Here is a 19533-nt window from a genome sequence, read left to right as displayed (position 1 = left end):
GTATTATCGAGAGCACATTTTGTCTACCGAAAAACAGCAAAATATATCCAGCACCGCAGACAATCGTCAGCGGCAAACGGGATATAATCGGTTATGTCTGCACTTAATTCGAATCAGTCATTACTGCCCAGGGACTTCAACATAGCCTGCTTCCAATCCGCTCACCTCTACACCTTGAGGAACAGCATGCCCCGGCGTCACTATAATCTGCTGAGTTTGTGCGTTTAATTCACTGCGATAGTTAACGAAAGTTCGTCCATCAGAGCCGGTATGTAATGCCTCCGCTGGCACGGCTAATCCACGTTCATTGCGATAGGTGACAATAGCCAGTTTCGCACTCATATTCAGCCGGATACGCCGCCGCTGTTCAGAAGTCAGAGGATCAATCGCCACTAATAAGTCATAGGTTACACCCGCTCCCTGCATTTCCTTTGAATTCCCCTGTACACCAATTGTCTTAATTTGCCCCCTTAGAGATAGCCCGGCAAAACCATCGCCGGTGATCTCAACCGGCATTCCTTCATATACTTGATGAAGGTCAGCCTCTTCAATACGGGCTACCGCTTGAATTTGTTCCAAATTGATTATCCCTAGCAGAGGTGTTCCCTGAGTGACTCGTGTTCCCTTTTGAATAAATAGCCCCTTATCTGATTCCGGTACCTGGGGGCGAATAACAATGCCGTCAAAAGGAGAAACCAATTCACGTTGGGCTTGCTGGGCCTGAAGCGCCTGATAACGCGATTGGGCATTGGCTAATTCCATATCAGCAATTTGGCGATTCTCCCCTGTACCCTTATCGAGAGCAGTGCTCAACTCCGCCTTAGCGGCGGCAAGATCAAGCTGTTGGACTCTGACCTGTTGTTCCAGCGTATCAACCTCCATACGGGGAACAATGCCACGCTCAAACAAAGCCCGGGTATCGATTAGCTTGCGTTCGGTATCACTCAAACTTAACTGGGCATTGGTTAAAGTTCTACGTACCCTGGCGACATCGGGACTGTTCTCCCACCCCACTAAATCTTGTACAGTCTTCTGGGCTTTCAATAGTTCCGTGAGCGCCTGCCGCAACTGAATGTCCAACTGTGTCGTGTCAAGGCTCAACAGCGGTTGCTCGCGCTTAACGCGCTGGCCTTCCGTTACCATCACTTCGGCAATAACGCCATCAAATGGCGCGGCGATCGTCAAACTGGTTGCCGCCTGAATGCGACCAACTAACCCAAGACGATTTTCCAGTAATTGAGGTTCAACATGTACCCACCGTTGCGGTGATGATGTATCAGTTGAGGAAGAGAGGAAAACATAAGCAATGGCAGCTCCAATGACTAATGCAATGGCAAGTGTCATCAGCCAACGCGTCTTATATTTGGAACGGGCAAGTCCCTTGATCTTAGTCGTTAAGTGCAATATCCCAACTCCCTAACGTGGTGCCCAATGTTTCGTCCAACTCCGCTTGTGCATTTAAGTAGGTGATCAACGCATTAAGACGAACATTCTCGGCATTACGCAAATCGGTTTCAAAGCTCAATACTTGAAAGTTACTGGAGCGGCCCACCGTCAATTTTTCACGTTCAATTTCTAACTTGCGCAAGGATAGATCCCTGGCACGCTGCGCGATCTCATATTGACGCCAACGCGTACCAATATCGCGCACCGCATTACCCACATTACGTTCCAGTGATTGTTTTGCCTCTGCAAGACGAATGTCCTGATTCTGAACATCAACCCGCGCCCGCACTTCCGCCTGACGCCGACTCAAATCACCAATGGGTATCTCTACCTGAACACCGGCGTAATTTTCCCAATTACGGGAACTATTTGACCCTGTTCGATCTCGTATCTGGCTGGCTCCACCAACCAAAGAGACATCCCATAAACGTTCGTTACGGGCAACTGTCAGGTTAATTGCAGCCTGTTCCGCAGTAATCAATTGAGTAAGATACGATGGTTGTTGCTCTTGTGCTAAATTCTGCGCCTGTAGCAGGTTAATATCTACGCGTTTAGCTTCCAATCTATCAGTCGCCTTGACCTGAGTTTGTAAGTCTAAGGCAAGCAGACGCAGTAGTTCCAAACGACTGGTATCCAATTGATTAGCTGCTTCCTCCGCAGACAGTTCCTGCATTGCAACATCGGCCTCGGTCTGGACAATCTCAAAAGCCGCCATTCTGCCTGCGGAGATCATGGCTTTGTTAACTTCCAGCAATTGACGCGAACGTTCAAGAGCATCACGGGCAATTTGTAATTGTTCTTGAGCACGCAACAATTCACGGTAAGCCATAATAATTTGCGTGATAGTCTGGGATACCGTCGCTTTTAGGTTCAAACGATTTGTCTGCTCCATCAATTGAGCAAGGCGCACAGGCGCTGTCGCCACATCTTTGCCGGCACCACGCAGCAGGGGCTGAATAACTGAAAATGAAACACCATCATTACGGCTACGACCCGCATTGTCTGCCCATGTCGTTCGATTCGTCCAAGACAAACTAAATCGAGTGCCATATTCTCCAAGCAGCGTAGAGGTGGGGGTAATCTCACTTTGGCGATAACGATCGCTCTGATTACGGGCAGCGATATAACGGCTATTAATCAGTAACTTGGGCGTAAAACGATCCTCAGCAACGCGTAAATCGAATTTCTGCGCAATCCGATCCAGATAAGCACTGCGAATCGAACGATTGTTTCGTAACCCTAAATAGATTGCATCACTGAGCGTCAGACCAATAGTTTGCTGATTAAGCGAAATTGTCTTTGTTGCAGGCATGGTTGCCTGTGATGGATTCAACGGCTCCGCTAAAGCCTGTTTGACAGATGCAGCTATTATCAAGGCAATGATGATGCCAATAGCACGTTGAAAAACTTGGCTAATCATCACGAAGCGCCTCTACAGGTTGTAATCTGGCCGCCGATAATGCCGGATTGATACCGAAAAACAGACCGATCACTAATGAACTGGCGATACCCAGAGGCAAAGAGAATAGAGATAACGTAAATACCCAGCCCGAAAATTTTACAAATAGGTACCCTGCCGCAACCCCCAACAATGAACCAATCATTGCACCGGCAATGGACAGAATGGCAGCCTCCAACATAAACAGCATACCAATATCAACAGGCCGAGCGCCCAAAGCCATACGAACACCAATTTCACGCCTGCGTTCCGAAACATTCATCAGCATGACATTCATCACGCCCACTCCTCCCACCAGCAACGAAATTCCCCCTAAGCCCGCGAGCAAATAGGAGAATGTCCTTGCCTGACGCGTCAATCCATCAAGCAATTGTTTCGGAATCTCAACTTCGACACGACGACCTTTTGATAATGAGACCAGGTAATCACGTAGCGATACCGCGTCACTGCTTAGCGTTGTTGTGTCACGCGCTCTGGCAACGACGCTGCCAATTTCTGGCGCAGACCGCAACCGTCGCATTGCTTCAATGGGCAGTATGATGGAATGATCAATAGAGCCGGGGAGTAAAGGGTTCGGCCCCTGAGCCGCGAGAATTCCTATCACTTCAAACAGATATTCCCCGATTTGTAATTGACTGCCTACTCGAATAGGTTGATTGGCTACTTTTAATTGTTTGGCAATATCCGCGCCAAGCACGGCATAGGTGGTTTGGCGATCATAATCCGATAGAAAACGTCCCTGCTCGATCTGTAAATCCAGCACCGCAGCCAGATCAGAGGAGGTACCGGTAATATTCGTATCGATTCCTTGCCCGTGAAAGCGTACACGAGTCGAATATAACGTGATGGGCGCAGCATGTGTAATAGTCGGTATTGTACGAGTCAGCGCCTGAGTATCCAGCGTAGAGGGCGCGGGTTTGACATCGACACCGGGAATAAAAGCAAAATGAGCAACTAAAATATTGCTTCCCATACTTTTAAAAGTGCTGATAGCTTCATTAACAGCGTTATGACCGATGTTTAAAAGTGCAATAACCGAAGCACATCCGACTGCAATACCAAGCAAAGCAAGCAAGGAGCGTTTTCCTAGCAGGCGCAGACTACCCAGTGATTCTCGCAGGGCTTGCGTGAAGGAAAAACCGTAGCGGCCAGAATTCACATTAAGCATCGGGGCTACCCAGCCACAGATCGGTTTCGGAAAGCCGCCCGTTGTTAACATAGAGACAGCGCCGCATGTTTTTGGCTATGGTTTCATCATGCGTAACCATGACAAGCGTAACGCCTTGCTCACGGTTCAATGACAGAAGAAGCGCCATGATATCTCGCGCCGTCGCACTATCGAGATTGCCTGTCGGTTCATCCGCCAAAATCAGAGAAGGCTTACCAACCAAGGCTCTGGCAATGGCGACACGTTGCCGCTGTCCCCCGGAGAGATCAGCCGGACGATGGTAAATACGGCCAGCCAGACCAACCAACTCAAGCTGGTATTTCGCCTCCTGCCGAGCTAGAGAACGAGAATATCCGCGATATAATAATGGTAGCGCGACATTATCTAACGCCTGCATTCTGGGAAGTAAATTGAAACTCTGAAACACGAAACCAATTTCCTGATTTCTTATTTTCGCCCGTTCATTAGGAGTAACATTTGTTATATTAACGTCCCTAAACTGAAAATAGCCAGAAGTGGGTTGATCCAGTAAACCAAGAATATTGAGTAGAGTACTTTTACCCGAGCCGGAAGCGCCGACAATCGCACAACTTTGTCCACGCATGATAGTGAATGATATTTTATCAAGCACTGGGTAATATTTTTCCCCCATACGATAAGATCGACAAATATTTTCCATGTGAATCAATGCTTCCTGACATAGGGAAGTCGTGATTGTCATGTCTGATTTATTCATCGTTTTTGGCATCCATTAAACGTATTACTGACTCCACTGGGTTGCTTAGCAGGTTTTATATCATGGGGAGATCCTGTTGTAAAAGATTGCCGTCTGAATAAAAGACAAAAACATCAGATGCCAAAAATTAATTAGAGTTATTTAACAAAAATCAACATTACCCATTGACGTAATAGGGTTAATGCACCCAAATTGATGCTACCACCTTTAGTACATGGTGGGTGTTGTTATGAAATTGAGGAAGCAAAAGGGAGCGAGATCGAAAGACATATCCAAGATCTCATCAATATGAAGAAATTAAATTATCAGGATAACAACCATGAAATTGAAAAAAATCTTTGGGATTGGTAGCGCTTTATTATTAACTATGCTCTCACAGACAGCTGCGGCAAGTGGCAGCTATCACTCTTCAGTTGTTCTGCCCACACTGTATTCCAAAAATTTCTTAGAAACTGCTAACGTTCCTATTGTCGGTTCTCCCCCTGCAACAGGAAAGATTTCCAATGTATCTTGGACTTGGAACGTTGTTGGATGGCCTAAGAATTTATCGGTTTATCTTTGTCAGGGAGATACCAGCAGTTGCGTAGATATATCACGCACGCGAAGAATGTCGACAGCCGCATTTAATAATAGAAGCCCAGCCCAGCAGTTCCTTTTCGCCTTAAGTGTTGGAAACGGTAACGTTATGCCAATAGCAGGTCAAACCGGAGAAATTACTGTCAGTTGGCAATAACTTTTCAATAACTCTCCAAAGATTGCCGTCTGTATTATAGGCGGCAATTTTGATTTGCTTTGAATATCAATATAGTCTGCTAAATAGTCTTCCAACTCTGGCTTCATTTCATTAATTCATTAGATAAATTTAATTTAAATTCCCATTTTTCATTGACAACTCGAGGAAAAAATACCTCAATTAATAAAGTCATCTAATGTATTTTATCTATCCTCACTTATGATTTAGGTGGCGAAAAGTGTGAGATCGCAGGAGACATCCCGGCCCTCGCAACAGAAAACATTAAGTTATCGGGAGCAATTATGAAATTGAAAAAGAAAGTGCTCACAACCCTCTGTGGCATCAGCAGTGCATTATTGTTAACAATGTTTCCACAAACAGGATTCACGACAAGCTGGAGCTATACATCTTCGATTACTCTACCAACGGTATACTCCAGAAACTTCACGGAAATTGCCTATCTTCCTATTGTTGGATCTACACCAACGACGGGTAGTATTACTCAAGTATCTTGGGTTTGGAGCGTTGCTGGATGGCCTGCTAATACTCAAGGACTATCCGTTTATCTTTGCCACGGAGATACCAACAGTTGCCTAGATGTATCACGCATTCAAAGAATGACGACTACCGCATTCAATAATAGAGACCCGGCACAGCAATTCTTTTATGCTCTGAGAGTTGCAAGTGGTGGAACAGTACCTGTATCTGGCCAAACCGGAACAGTTACTGTCAACTGGGAATAATATTTCAATAACTCTCCAAAGATTGCCGTCTGTATTATAGGCGGCAATTTTGATTTGCTTTGAATATTGTAGGATCTAAGAAAGTTGCTAGATGATTTCTTCAATGATTACGGACATTCACCCTATCCTTATAGTGCTTCGCGGCTTTAAGTAGCTTAGAGTTTGCTTTTGGCGGATTTTCCAAAGCTGCCAACAAAGCATCAGCCCCCTTCATCGAAAGATGTAAGGTTTCAGTTCGTTCAGTCGCTATTTGTATGATCTCTTGAATCTCTGTGGAAATTCTTGCAACTAAACGAGTCTCTTTGCGTTCTGTATTAGTAGCCATGATTTCATCTGCATTTTTAATCCATATAAACATGGTGCCATTATGGCATAAAAAATAGACGTTCATTAATATGTATGTCGAAAAGGCACAATATGAACATCCAAGAATGTATTATTTTCTACCTGATAATAGATGACGACGGCCTCGGCCGCCATCTTAGTCTCCCTCAGATAATTAATCCTGCGGTAATTGAACCCCTTTATAACCAGATAAAATCAATTCCCACTCCTGTTGGGCAAACCATGTCTGGGTTTTGTCATCATAATGAACACTATCAGGCAGAAAAACACCAAACTCCGGCGCCTTTCCGGTATAGTCAGGAGAATTCCGTGCATCAATTAGCGTTCGGTATTGGGGAGCATCAGCGATAACATTGTTAATTGCTTCAAGTACATAACGAGTGTTAATGGGTTCAAATACAACCGAAAGTGGATAATACAATCTCCACGGTATACAGCGAGAACCCAAAGCATCACTGATACCAGTAATGATGCGGGTAAAATTCCGCTCTGATGCCTGTGCCGCTAATAAACTTTCGGTTTCTGCTTCCCACTGGTTCCAATGAACAGCCAAAATACGAGGATTTTTGCCTAGTTTACGCAGTGATTCGACCGCCATACGCAAGGTTCTGATAGCACGCGGATAGAGCGATTCCACATCACAGGGATTTCGCTCAGGCGCCCAACGGTTATCCGGCGGATTATCCAGATACATGCCCTGGCCGCCCCACCCCATTAAAATGACATAAAGATCAGGCAAATTAAGCGCATTACCCCGGTTAATATGGTCTTGCCAGAGTTTGGCAAAACGATTAGCGGCATTAACAGAGTGATCCTGATTGCCAATAGGTAAACCGATAGGAGCGCCAATATTGGCATTACCAAGGCTAGTCAGCCCTGTCCAGTTAATTGCGGGAAAGTCAACGCTGTAAACTTCTGGCAGAGATAATGTGAATACGTTTTTTAAACCTTGTGTAATTTCTTCATCTTGTGGTAGTTGTGTTCCATGACCATAACTGTTGGATTGCCCAAGTATGATAAATAATGGAGCATCATTGGGCGCCCACGGAGAATATTTTATTTCCGGTGAATAGGGATGTTTATCTGTCATCAGTTTTCCTCTTAAGATGATTTAAGTTATTAGGTCTATTCCTCTCGCCAAAATAATAATTAATTTCTGGCAGATAAAAATCATCTGGTTAATTAATCACATTTATAATCCGAGAATGTAAAACTGTTTTAAATATTGCGCTTCACAGACCAGTTATTTATATTTCATCTTAAAAAATACACTCACCAGTGTAATCAAGCAAACAAAAATATAATCCATAAAAACACGTCAGTTTGATAAATAATATTTAAGCCTTTTTTATCATAAAACAAAATAAAAATGTTTTTTGTTGTGTTTGGAATTAATGGTATTTTATTAATGAATGAAAAATTCATTAAAATATATGATTTACTGACAATAAATTATGGCATTATATTAATATAACCCTGTCAATATTATTCATATTGATAACTAAACTTAAAAATACATTAATGAGAAAAATAATATGATTCAATTTAAAAATAAATTTTCTATGAGAGATAATATTGTCACCTCAAGTAATAAACTCACTAAAATAGCTTTAGCCAGTATAATTGTAATTAATACTTTCTCAATAATTAACGCATATGAAGTTAAAGCAGCGGAAACAGAATCGTTTTCAAATAGATCATCTCTTCGTGAAGAAACTATTAAAGGCGGTATCGGAGGAAGAGCAATTCTGAATAGTCAAGGAGCTATTCTCACCACAAAAGTAACCTTGCCAGAGATTAAACAAGGTTCTTCGTTTAAAGCATCGGGTGGAACGCTATATGTATACTCTGGTTTTTCTGGTCAAGTAGAATCAGATGTTGGTTTCCAATATAGTACTACCTATAATGTCTGGAAACCATATATGAAAGTAGGAAGCCGTGGACAAGACACGGTTCAATATATTGAAGGAAAAGATAACTTTACTTATAAAAATGGTTTTAAACCCGGTAGTGAGGTACAACTTACCATATATAAAAATTTAAATGGTGCAACAAGAGCGACATATTGGGGAACCTCCAATAATGGTTATGCCGGCAGACTGATTTCAGAGATAAAAAATACTCATGTCAGCTCAGTAAGTCACTGGAAAATATTATCCACAATCGCTATACCTAGTGGAACACCAGAAGGAAATATTAAAGTTCATAAAGAATACATTGCTACATTTAAAAATGTAGTTATAGATAATAAATCTGTTAATCCAATAATTCATGCAACAAAAGGAGCAAGTATTAATACAAGTTCGAACAGTGCCGCAATAAAAATAACAACCAGATAATACCATAATAGACACTTTAGCCAGTTTCCTAATATCTAAGGAACTGGTTATTTATTTTTAATCTTTTTTAACCAATATATCTTAAATCAAAATCAAGTATTCCCTGACCAAGTTAAATACAGTATGGATAATTTATTTACTGTCATAAAATCATTATTATTCCCAATGATTAAAATTCAATTGATAAAATTACTGCTATTAATTACTGAAATTTAAATATAACAGCTATCCTAATAAGAATAATTTTTACAGATCGTTGATAAAAATCCATTTAAATTCTACGGGCTTGCCAAAAAGCTTTTTTCCAGTAAACATTATTCATAGATGAGCGAGTAACACCTTTATGGGTTGATGCATGAATAAACTGGTTATTAGCATCATAAATGCCAACATGTAACCCATGTTCGCCACTACCTGTTCTGAAAAAGACCAAATCACCCGGCATTAAATCGCTTTTATCAATACGAGTGCCTAATTTTATTTGCCCATCGGTAGTGCGAGGTAACTGAATATCAAACCGGTCACTAAAAGTACGGTAAACAAAACCAGAACAATCTACTCCCCGACGATCCATTCCTCCATAATGATATGGCGTACCATGCCATTGATTAAGCTGCTCCTTAAGTTGAGCAATTACCATGATGGGATCAGAAAGCGCCGTTTTTAACTCAGGCGCCGGTGTCCTGGGGGCGTGGCTGGAACAGCCAATAAGTAACAGACTGAGCAACAATAGTAACTCTTTTGTTCTTATTATCATTCCCCCTCCTCATAAGATCAGCAAAACAAGTTAACTCTATCCGGCACTCGATAAAAAAACAAGGTTGTACTTTAAGTAAAACAGTTAAATATTCTTCATTCTGGCCGGCTAATCAACCAGATACCACACAAAATGAAAATGACACCCGCGGTTTTCAATAATGTGATGGTTTCATTAAACCAAGGCAATAAAGCCGCCATTAAATAGACAAATACATAACTTAAGCTTATTAACGGATAGGCTTTATTTAATGGTAAATATTTTAACGTAAATAACCAACACAGCATAGATAATAGATACCCAGCCAGACCAGCCATTACCATCATCAGAGAATGGCGATGACTCCACAGCCACTCAATATCAAACCAATCCAAACCAAGATTCAATACCGGTAAATTGACAACACCCCATTTCAGTAATAACTGGGCTATTGTCACCAGTAATACGCTAACTAATCCCCAAATATAACCTTTCATTCATTCAAGCTCATCAGCAAAATTCCTAACATGATAAATACAACTCCACTCCAATGTTTTCTGCCTGCTTTCTCCTGATAGAAAAATTTCCCCGCTAACGTGACCATAATAAAATTTATACTTAACATGGGATAAGCAATTCCTAATGGCAATATCTGCAATAGACGAAGCCAGAATAACATGCCAACAGCCAATAGAATCACAGCCCCTATCAACCATTTCAGCGCAGATACCCGCTGATAAATATCACTCTGCCAACATATCACAGCCTGTTTCTGACATAACTGACCAGCACATGTCAGTAAGCTAACCAGCAACAATAAAGTGAAATTTATCATGGTCGCTTCTCATAAACTAAAATAGCAAAGCGATAATTGCGATTAATGTGATCCGCTTTTGGCAAATCAGGTAATTTTTCATTTTTATATAAATGAAACAGTACTGATACCCGCCCTTCTTTACGCGCTTTCTCTAACCATTGTGGAAAATCTTTATAGCTGATATATCGATATCGGCTATCTGGATAATTCAACCCATATTCCAACTCACCCCAATTCTCAAGCATATAAATATCGCTACGCTTCATCTCCCAAGCCACCGTGGTTGCAAGACCAACGCTTTCCGATAAAATGTACCGACTGTCTGCAAGTTCCTGATGATGTAAATTAATAAAACTTTGCGGTAATTTAGAATTAACGGTATTCTCAGGCAACGCATTACCTATCACTAAACTGACAACTATGGAACAAAATGCCGACCACAACCAGTATTTTCCATTCAACGCAAAACACAGATAACCAATAATTCCCCAAATACCAAAAGCAACAATCGCTAAAACCCATTTAGGCCATTCTGATGGCTGATATAAAGAGTGTTTTGTTACTGCTTCCATAGCAAACAGAATCATTACCGCCATCAGACCAATCAATACGTTAACCATTCCATTGATCTTCAGCAATTTCATTTTGCCATCTCTTACGCAATCAACGCCAAATTTAGCCATCATCATTGCCAATGGCGCCATGCAAGGCAAGATATAGGTTGGCAATTTTCCTTTCGCGATACTGAAAAATAAAAATGGTACGACAAACCAGCAAAGTAGAAAAAACATTTCAGGATTGGATTTTCTCTCTTTCCAACCTTTAATTACCGCGCCGGGTAATAATCCCAACCACGGGATCACACCAATAATAAGAATCGGTATGTAATACCAGAATGGTGCAATATGCTGTGCGTCATCGGAAGAAAAACGCTTAATATGCTCAATCCAGAAAAAATAATGCCAATAGTCAGGCTCCCGTTGGGCAACCGCAATCACCCACGGCAAACTGATTGCTACCGCCGAAATAATGGCAAGTGGGCCAAAGTATATTATTTGCAGAACCCGCTTCTGATAAATGACAATGGGCAACATCGCAATGACCGGAACGGCCAATGCCAGAAATCCCTTGGTCATAAATCCCATACCACAACATAAGCCAAGTACCAGATATGCCATAATCCGCTGTTTAGTACAATCGGCTTTTAACGCCCAGAAGCTAGATATCATGGCAGCCGTTATCCATAAAGAAAACATTGGATCAAGTACGCTATAAGTACCAATGGCAAATACCAGAAACATTGAGATGTAAATAAGGCTGGCGGCAAAAGCAATATGCCGGTTATGCCACATCATCATAGCAAGTCGATATAATAAAATCGCGCTGATAAAAATACAGAAAACCGACCCAAAACGAACAGCAAAATTATTATCGCCGAAGATCCATTGGCTAATATTATTAATCCAATAACCCGCTACTGGCTTTTCAAAATAACGAATATCCAGCAAATACGGAACAATCCAATCCCCTCGTTGCAGCATTTCTCGACTAATTTCTGCGTAACGGGTTTCATCAGGCTGCCATAGCAGACGGCCATTAAGGGGTAATAAGTAGGTGAGGATAAAAAAAAGAGCCATCAGAAAGGCCCCCACTTTACACGCCCGGTTATTTAACATAGATAAGTTAAACCTCTTGTTGGCATCCTAACCATCCTTCTCTGCCGGGAAATTCGGAACGAATAATTCTCCCGACAGGAAGTCGCTGTATATTTTCAGGCAGCAGATGACTCAATGCACAAAATTGTATGTTTTCCTGATGAACCATTTCCAACAGCATTGCAAATTCTGTGGACTTGGACATCCCTTCAACTTCCGTATGGATGGTATATACCGGAACTCCCTGGCTGTTTTTCATCTTATCAAGGATAAATTGGTTAAAATCTTCATCTTTAACCTGAATTCCTATCACTTCGTCATAAGTTGGCAACGTCACCGGAATTTGCACCGTACCAAGAGTACCATCAGGCAAAATGGGCCTGAATGGATGAGTTCCTCGACAATCGCTGTTGTAATCAAAACCAAACTGTTGCTTTACCGCGAGTACGCGTTCATCAGCCCGCCAACCCGCAACAGCAGAGCAAGTTACCCGTTGGCCAATTGCCTGTACCAATGCATCCACCCCCAGTTTAACCTGCTCTGTTAACTGAGCTTCTGACCAACGGTCGACTTTCGCCTGCCAACGCTGATGATCCCAAGCATGCAGACCCACTTCATGGCCTGCATCCAGAGTTTGTTTCATTAAATAGCCTAAATCCTTAGCGATCTTCTTACCCGGCCATGCCGTTCCCGCCAGTAAAATATCAAGACCATATAGAGACGCTGCATTTGACCTCAACATTTTCCATAAGAATTTCGGCCGTAAAAGACGCCACAAATGGCGCCCCATATTATCCGGCCCAACACTAAAGAAAAAACTGGCCTGAATCTGATGTTTTGCCAAAATCTTGAGTAATTGCGGCACCCCTTCAACGGTTCCTTGATAGGTATCCACATCAACTCTCAAGCCAACTTGTTTCATTAATTTTTCCCTAATTCTTCCACTGCGCCACGCAAGAAGAAATCCAGTGTTTCATTTATCGTCTGTTTCATGTCGATGGTTGGCTTCCAACCTAATAACCGCTCCGCGTTTCTAATACTTGGTTTACGGTGTTCAACATCCTGATAACCTTTTCCGTAGTAACTGCCGCTTTCAATCTTTTTAAATCCAGCAAACGGAGGAAAATGATCTCTCAATTCATGGTTTTCAAAGCTATCAAGTAATATTTCCGCTAATTGACGAATACTGGCTTCATTAGTTGGATTGCCAATATTGATAATTTGGCTGTCACATAACCCATCCCGGTTTTCAATAATACGGAACAGCGCCTCAATACCATCATTAATATCAGTAAAACAGCGTTTCTGTTCACCACCATCCACTAGTTTGATCGGTGAACCTTCAACTAAGTTCAATATTAATTGTGTGATCGCTCTGGAACTGCCAATACGCGCGGAGTTCAAATTATCCAAACGTGGCCCCATCCAGTTAAATGGACGAAATAGTGTGAATTTGAGTCCTTCTTTCTCACCATATGCCCAAATAACACGATCTAGCAATTGTTTTGATACAGAATAGATCCAACGCTGTTTGTTGATAGGACCAACGATCAGACGAGAGTCATCTTCATCAAATTCTTTATCATCACACATGCCATAAACTTCTGATGTGGATGGGAAAATAATCCGTTTATTGTATTTAACGCAATAACGGACAATTTTTAGATTCTCTTCAAAATCTAATTCAAATACACGCAGCGGATTACGGGTATATTCAATTGGAGTCGCAATGGCTACTAATGGCAAAACAACATCACACTTTTTAATGTGATATTCGATCCATTCAGTATGGATATTGACATCACCTTCGATAAAGTGGAAACGCGGATTACCAATAAAACGCTCAATGGCGGAAGAACCGATATCCATACCATAAATATCATAGTTGCCATCACGTAATAGACGTTCTGTTAGATGATTACCGATAAAGCCATTTACACCGAGAATTAATACACGTTTCCGGTGGCTAATTTGAGCGGTTGCCTTTGGACCAACACGGATATCAGTCACCATGCTCATATCTACCGCCAGACGATGGCCCTGAACATATAAACCTGATTCGCTTTGCCCATTAATAATTTCTAACGCGCCTTCTCCACAGGCAATAATTAACGGATCTACCGATAATACTGTTCCCGGCTGTTTGTCATGCGTTTCATTCAACGGAGAAGCACGCCAGATAGTAATCTTACGCTCGCCTAAGAAAGTAAACGCCCCTGGATATGGCTCAGTCACTGCCCTGACAAGATTGTTAATTTCAGCGGCTGATTTGCTCCAGTCAATCTCACCATCCGCAGCAGTACGACGCCCAAAGTAAGTTGCCTGACTTTCATCTTGAGGTATCGCTGGATAAGTTCCTGCTTTAATCTGAGGTAATATGTGATTAAGCAGTTTTTCAGCTGCCTCACGAATTTTACCGTGCAAAGCCAACGCGGTATCTGTCTCTGCAATAGTAACTTTGTGTTGAGCAATAATATCCCCTGCATCAGGTTTCAACACCATTTTATGCAAGGTTACACCGGTTTCCACTTCACCATTTAAAATCGCCCAGTTAATCGGGGCGCGACCACGGTATTTTGGCAACAGTGAACCATGCAGATTAAATGCGCCTGTGCTCGCCAGCGATAAAATATCCTCGCTCAGCATATTTCGGTAATAAAAAGAGAAAATCACATCAGGTTTTAGTTCCCGGATACGTTCAATCCAAAGTGGATGGTTGACATTCTCTGGCGCAAAAACCGGTAGTCCTAAATCTGCACTTAAACGGGCAACAGAAGAGAAAAAATGGTTTTCATTAGGATCATCTGTATGGGTAAATACCGCCTGAATATCAAAACCCGCTTTAGTTAAGGCATTGATCCCGACACAGCCGATATCATGATAGGCAAATACAATTGCTTTCATTTAGTACTCTTCCTGGTTGTTGTTGGTCTTTTTATTTCCGACCACTTTTTGAATAAAATAACGTGGGCGCGCCCGAACATCGTTATAGATACGGCCTATGTATTCACCTAATAAGCCCATCGCGACGAACTGCGCGCCAATAAACATGAAAAGGATGGCAAATAGAGTAAATACCCCTTCTGCTGCCCATATGGCGCCGAAAATCAGACGTAAAACCACCAATAATACAGCCAGCAAAAAACCAGAAACTGCAATCACACTACCTACCACACTCAGCAAACGTAAAGGCGCGGTTGTCAGACAGGTCAGCAAGTCATACATCAGATTAATCAGCTTCATGAAGCTATATTTAGAATCGCCAAATTCACGCTCTGCATGAGCGACATCAATCTCAATGGTTTTACGGGCAAACGTGTTTGCCAGAATAGGAATAAAGGTGCTGCGCTCATGACACTGCAACATAGCTTCAACAATATGGCGGCGATAGGCACGGAGCATACAGCCATAATCTCCCATAGAGCGGCCTGTTGCCTTAGTAATCAGTGCATTGATGAGTTTTGAAGCTGTTTTACGAAACAGAGAATCCTGCCGATTAGCCCGGCGAGTACCCACAACGTCATAACCTTGTTCAGCCGTTTTAACCAGACGGGGGATCTCTTCTGGCGGATTCTGCAAATCGGCATCAAGCGTAATAATTAAATCGCCACTGACCTGATTAAACCCCGCCATAATCGCTGAATGCTGACCATAATTACGATTAAGTAAAATTGCAACAATATGATTTTCATATTGTTCGGCAGCCTGAATCAGAATTTCCGCAGATCTATCACTACTGCCATCATCGACAAGAATAAGCTCATATTCCTGAGTCAACTGTTTACAGGCCGCTAAGGTTCTTTCCAATAAAAGAGGTAAACTTTCTTCTTCGTTATAAACCGGAATAACAACAGAAACTTTTTTAATTTGTTCAAATAACACTTATCTGTGCTCCGAAATAATTTCTTGTAAAACATCAATGACATAATCCACATCGTCATCACTCATATCAGGAAAGAGCGGCAATGAACAAAGTGTTACTGAATTCCATTCTGATTCGGGTAATGACAATTGCGGATACCGATCCCGATAATATTTTTGTGTATGCGCAGCCCTGAAATGCAAACCTGTACCAATATTTTTCTCTTTCAAACGTTCCATTAACGTATCGCGATCAATGCCACAAACATCCTGATCAACCCGCACCATAAATAGATGATGTGCATGCATATGCTCATAATCAGGCACACTTAACATCTGCAAAGGCGAATCTTTTAATGCCGCTGAATAACGGGCAACAATTTGCCGACGGCGAATATTCATTGATTCCAATTTACTTAATTGCACAACAGCAATCGCAGCATGAATATCAGATAAATTATATTTGTAGCCCGGTTCTACAACTTCTGCCTGTGGTCTTCTGCCTTGAATCTGACGATCAAAAGCATCAATACCCAATCCATGAAACTTTAGACACCGAATTCGTTCAATAAGTTCATTATTATCAGTAGCAATTAACCCCCCTTCCGCACAAGTGGCATTTTTTATGGCGTGAAAAGAGAAAATCGCAGTACCATGCTCACCAATCCATTCATTCTTATAACGGGTTCCTAATGCATGAGCCGCGTCTTCAATCAATGGAATACCCGCCTCCTGAGCAATCCCACGCAATGCATCTAAATCACAAGGCGCACCGGCATAGTGAACAGGAATAATCGCTTTGGTTCTGGAAGTAATCGCCTTTTTTACTGCCTGCGCGTCGACCATTAACGTATGACGATCAACATCAATCATGATCGGTTCAGCACCAAGCAAGCAGATCATATTTATTGTGGAAACCCAAGTTTGAGATGGTGTAATCACTTCGTCACCAGGGCCAATTCCCAACGCCATTAGCGTCAGATGCATACCCGCCGTCGCAGAGGCCAATGCAACCGCATGTTTACAACCAAACATGCGGCAAAAGTCCTGTTCCAATTGATGATTTTGCGGGCCTGTTGTAATCCAACCCGAACGAAGAACCTTTTCTACTGCCTGAATTTCTTCATCACCTATCGCAGGACGAGAAAATGGAAGAAAACGATCCATAAAACACAGTCCAATTCATTCATAATATAACGATATATTAGATGACTATATTTTAACGAATCGTAAACACAGGTATGATTTAACAAATTAAGTGGAAATTACTATAGATCTACGGTACGTACAGATCCACGATACGTACAGATTCACGGTAGGCACATACGGCGGGACTATAATTAAGGTAAGAAAACCCGCCAATACTTATCTGTCCTTTCTGGCACACATTTGATGTCAGCAGCAAAAACTTTAGAGAGCGTATTTTCTTTCATTACCTCATCCGGTTTTCCATTCGCAACTAGTGTTCCATTGGCAAGCAACCAGATCCGATCAGCTTTATCATAGCTATGATTGAGATCATGACCACTCATGACTACGGTTCCACCGAGTTCACAAAATTTCTTTATTAATAGATCAAGTGCGGCTACCTGAGTGATGTCAAGATTATTCGTAGGCTCATCCAAGAGCAATAATTTGCCTTCCGAATTGATTGTCGGCCAGACTTGCAAAAAAACCCCTGTTAATCGCACCCTTTGCCATTCACCACCAGATAGATGACCTACAGGTGTCTCCAGAAGTTTTCCCAACTTAAAAAAGGAGCAAAGTTCTGACAACACACTGTCACAATTAACAAGATGGGCAGCTAAGTACAGTTGCAGATATTGAAAAACCGGCATTATTGGCACAGAAGAAATTTGCTGGCTAAGCCATGCTCTGTGCCGTGCTAATTGGCAGTGACTATATTGACTAAGACACTTTTGTTGCAAATTGATTGCGCCACTATAGGGTAAAATACCGGCCATACAGGCCAGTAATGTACTTTTTCCTGAACCATTCGGCCCAATGAGATGTACCTGTTCACCTTGTCGCACCAATGCGGTCAGCGGCATTAATCTGTTTCGTACTGATACTTGATTGAGAGCCATCAACTGATTGGTCACTTGCACACTGTCCACGTTCTTAACTCCAGTCTCTGACTCTCAATAATAACCAAATAAATACCGGCGCACCCAATGTTGCAGTCACAACGCCAATCGGCACTTCTGCATTATTCAAGCTAAGGCGAGAAAATAAATCAGCCAACAATAATCCACAACCGCCGGATAGAACACAGGCGGGCAGTAGTGTTTTATAATCTGTCAGACCACATAAACGTAAAATATGTGGAATAACCAAACCAATAAAGCTGATCGTTCCAGCAAGTGCAACACTTAACCCGACCAATAACCCAACAGCAAATACAAATAAATTACGCCAATAATAAAGCGAGATACCCAACTGTTGAGCCTGTGTTTCTCCCAGTGACAGAAAATTAAGTACTTTTCCTTGCCTGCTCAACCAAATGATCAAAGGAAACAAAGCAACGACTAACCATTGCTGCCTCCAGTCTATTCCACTGAAACTTCCCATCATCCAATACATTAGCTGACGCAAGTCTAGGCTAGTACTGAAATAAACCATCCAGGTCATTAACGCACCTGAAACGACACCAAAAGCAACCCCTACCAATAATAAACGGGCATTATTCAAATAACGCTTTCTTGCAAAAGTCAGCAATATCATTGTGACAGTCAACGCTCCGAGCACAGCGCTAATACTTAGTAACCAGAATGGCGCAATACCATGAAACATCAACACCAAAAACACTACCACCACGCCAGCACCATTACTGACGCCTAATAGCCCAGGTTCCGCCAACGGATTTTCAAACAGTGCCTGCATTACGGCACCCGCCACAGTCAAGCTTGCACCCACAGCAACTACAGCTAATACACGGGGAAAACGCAATTGCCACACAAACAACTGACCTGTTTCAGAAAACCATTTATCAGGCCAGATCCAATTTTCCCCGGCACAGAGTGAGAGAAAAAGAACCAATAGAAATAAACAAGTGAGAATCGCCAGAAAACGATAATCACGCTTTTTCTGGCGAGTCACTAATTCAGTGATGGAAGAGATGGGTTGCATGGTAAATCAAGCTCATGAGGGAGGATTCGTTTAAGAAAAAGGCCGCTATCGATGCGGCCTTTTTGATTATTCTTTAGGCGTGGCTTTCTCAACCCTGCTTTTTAACTTCTGACCAGGACGGAATGTCACTACTCGGCGAGCTGTAATCGGAATGTCCTCACCAGTCTTAGGATTACGCCCCGGACGTTGGTTTTTATCCCGTAAATCAAAGTTGCCAAATCCAGACAATTTTACCTGCTCACCATTCTCCAAAGAACGACGCACTTCTTCAAAGAATAATTCAACCAGATCTTTAGCATCACGCTTGCTAATTCCCAGTTTCTCAAACAGATTTTCTGACATTTCAGCTTTAGTAAGCGCCATAGG

General features: G+C 42.2%; 20 protein-coding genes. 3 read left to right on the top strand and 17 right to left on the bottom strand.

Annotation, left to right across the window (positions count from 1 at the left end; all coding sequences use genetic code 11):
• Window positions 1-120: 120 nt before the first annotated feature.
• From EAE93_RS07720 to EAE93_RS07705, 4 genes are read right to left on the bottom strand one after another with little or no spacing between them, the layout of a single operon-like run.
• Window positions 121-1344 carry an efflux RND transporter periplasmic adaptor subunit gene (locus EAE93_RS07720; RefSeq protein ID WP_214039491.1) on the bottom strand — a complete coding sequence of 408 codons (1224 nt, stop codon included), beginning with the start codon at window positions 1342-1344 and terminating at the stop codon, window positions 121-123.
• Between the two features lie 43 nt (window positions 1345-1387).
• Window positions 1388-2866: a TolC family protein gene (locus tag EAE93_RS07715; protein ID WP_214039437.1), complete on the bottom strand. Its 1479-nt coding sequence runs from the start codon at window positions 2864-2866 to the stop codon at window positions 1388-1390.
• On the bottom strand, window positions 2859-4073 hold the full coding sequence (locus tag EAE93_RS07710) for an ABC transporter permease (RefSeq protein ID WP_250150931.1): 1215 nt from the start codon (window positions 4071-4073) through the stop codon (window positions 2859-2861). Before EAE93_RS07710 ends, EAE93_RS07715 begins: the two co-directional genes overlap by 8 nt.
• Window positions 4066-4809 (bottom strand): ABC transporter ATP-binding protein, encoded by a 744-nt coding sequence (locus tag EAE93_RS07705; protein ID WP_250150930.1) that lies wholly within the window; start codon window positions 4807-4809, stop codon window positions 4066-4068. Before EAE93_RS07705 ends, EAE93_RS07710 begins: the two co-directional genes overlap by 8 nt.
• 319 nt (window positions 4810-5128) lie before the next feature.
• Here EAE93_RS07705 and EAE93_RS07700 point away from each other — a divergent pair, with 319 nt between their 5' ends.
• Entirely contained in the window at window positions 5129-5542 is a 414-nt protein-coding gene (locus tag EAE93_RS07700; RefSeq protein WP_214039436.1) for a flagellar protein FlhE, read from the top strand.
• Window positions 5543-5862: 320 nt separating this feature from the next.
• Window positions 5863-6285, top strand: a complete 423-nt coding sequence (locus tag EAE93_RS07695; protein WP_332008543.1) for a flagellar protein FlhE — start codon at window positions 5863-5865, stop codon at window positions 6283-6285.
• Between the two features lie 100 nt (window positions 6286-6385).
• Here the strand turns inward: EAE93_RS07695 and EAE93_RS07690 are convergent, their stop codons facing one another.
• Both EAE93_RS07690 and EAE93_RS07685 read right to left on the bottom strand, forming a co-directional pair.
• On the bottom strand, window positions 6386-6610 hold the full coding sequence (locus EAE93_RS07690) for a type II toxin -antitoxin system TacA 1-like antitoxin (protein WP_044467082.1): 225 nt from the start codon (window positions 6608-6610) through the stop codon (window positions 6386-6388).
• A 174-nt stretch (window positions 6611-6784) separates the two neighbouring features.
• The gene (locus EAE93_RS07685) at window positions 6785-7720 is read right to left on the bottom strand and encodes a hypothetical protein (protein ID WP_214039434.1); all 936 of its coding nucleotides are present in this window, start codon (window positions 7718-7720) and stop codon (window positions 6785-6787) included.
• 445 nt (window positions 7721-8165) lie between these two features.
• Here EAE93_RS07685 and EAE93_RS07680 point away from each other — a divergent pair, with 445 nt between their 5' ends.
• Window positions 8166-8969, top strand: a complete 804-nt coding sequence (locus EAE93_RS07680; protein WP_214039433.1) for a YrpD family protein — start codon at window positions 8166-8168, stop codon at window positions 8967-8969.
• 271 nt (window positions 8970-9240) lie between these two features.
• Here EAE93_RS07680 and EAE93_RS07675 read toward each other — a convergent pair whose 3' ends face one another.
• The 11 genes from EAE93_RS07675 to ihfA all read right to left on the bottom strand — a co-directional run bounded on the left by EAE93_RS07675 (window position 9241) and on the right by ihfA (window position 19530).
• Window positions 9241-9726, bottom strand: coding sequence for a C40 family peptidase (locus EAE93_RS07675; RefSeq protein ID WP_214039432.1), 486 nt, complete (start codon window positions 9724-9726; stop codon window positions 9241-9243).
• A gap of 95 nt (window positions 9727-9821) precedes the next feature.
• Window positions 9822-10202, bottom strand: a complete 381-nt coding sequence (gene arnF / locus EAE93_RS07670) for a 4-amino-4-deoxy-L-arabinose-phosphoundecaprenol flippase subunit ArnF (RefSeq protein WP_214039431.1) — start codon at window positions 10200-10202, stop codon at window positions 9822-9824.
• On the bottom strand, window positions 10199-10540 hold the full coding sequence (gene arnE / locus EAE93_RS07665) for a 4-amino-4-deoxy-L-arabinose-phosphoundecaprenol flippase subunit ArnE (protein ID WP_214039430.1): 342 nt from the start codon (window positions 10538-10540) through the stop codon (window positions 10199-10201). The genes arnF and arnE overlap by 4 nt, the downstream gene beginning before the upstream one ends.
• Window positions 10537-12198, bottom strand: a complete 1662-nt coding sequence (gene arnT / locus EAE93_RS07660; RefSeq protein WP_214039429.1) for a lipid IV(A) 4-amino-4-deoxy-L-arabinosyltransferase — start codon at window positions 12196-12198, stop codon at window positions 10537-10539. Before arnT ends, arnE begins: the two co-directional genes overlap by 4 nt.
• A 7-nt stretch (window positions 12199-12205) precedes the next feature.
• The gene (arnD, locus tag EAE93_RS07655; protein WP_036805301.1) at window positions 12206-13099 is read right to left on the bottom strand and encodes a 4-deoxy-4-formamido-L-arabinose-phosphoundecaprenol deformylase; all 894 of its coding nucleotides are present in this window, start codon (window positions 13097-13099) and stop codon (window positions 12206-12208) included.
• On the bottom strand, window positions 13099-15081 hold the full coding sequence (gene arnA / locus EAE93_RS07650) for a bifunctional UDP-4-amino-4-deoxy-L-arabinose formyltransferase/UDP-glucuronic acid oxidase ArnA (protein ID WP_214039428.1): 1983 nt from the start codon (window positions 15079-15081) through the stop codon (window positions 13099-13101). The genes arnD and arnA overlap by 1 nt, the downstream gene beginning before the upstream one ends.
• Window positions 15082-16059 (bottom strand): undecaprenyl-phosphate 4-deoxy-4-formamido-L-arabinose transferase, encoded by a 978-nt coding sequence (arnC, locus tag EAE93_RS07645; protein ID WP_036805296.1) that lies wholly within the window; start codon window positions 16057-16059, stop codon window positions 15082-15084.
• Window positions 16060-17205, bottom strand: a complete 1146-nt coding sequence (gene arnB / locus EAE93_RS07640) for a UDP-4-amino-4-deoxy-L-arabinose aminotransferase (protein ID WP_214039427.1) — start codon at window positions 17203-17205, stop codon at window positions 16060-16062.
• A gap of 173 nt (window positions 17206-17378) precedes the next feature.
• A complete protein-coding gene (gene btuD, locus EAE93_RS07635; protein WP_214039488.1) occupies window positions 17379-18125 on the bottom strand; it encodes a vitamin B12 ABC transporter ATP-binding protein BtuD in 747 nt (248 codons plus the stop codon).
• Between the two features lie 34 nt (window positions 18126-18159).
• The gene (gene btuC, locus EAE93_RS07630) at window positions 18160-19167 is read right to left on the bottom strand and encodes a vitamin B12 ABC transporter permease BtuC (protein WP_036805290.1); all 1008 of its coding nucleotides are present in this window, start codon (window positions 19165-19167) and stop codon (window positions 18160-18162) included.
• 66 nt (window positions 19168-19233) lie between these two features.
• Window positions 19234-19530 (bottom strand): integration host factor subunit alpha, encoded by a 297-nt coding sequence (gene ihfA / locus EAE93_RS07625; protein ID WP_011146885.1) that lies wholly within the window; start codon window positions 19528-19530, stop codon window positions 19234-19236.
• Between the last annotated feature and the right edge of the window lie 3 nt (window positions 19531-19533).

The sequence above is a fragment of the Photorhabdus akhurstii genome (genome assembly GCF_018448925.1).
In the GTDB taxonomy this organism is placed as follows: Bacteria; Pseudomonadota; Gammaproteobacteria; order Enterobacterales; family Enterobacteriaceae; genus Photorhabdus; species Photorhabdus akhurstii.
Note: the sequence above shows the minus strand (reverse complement) of the source record. Positions and strands in the feature narration are given on the sequence as shown.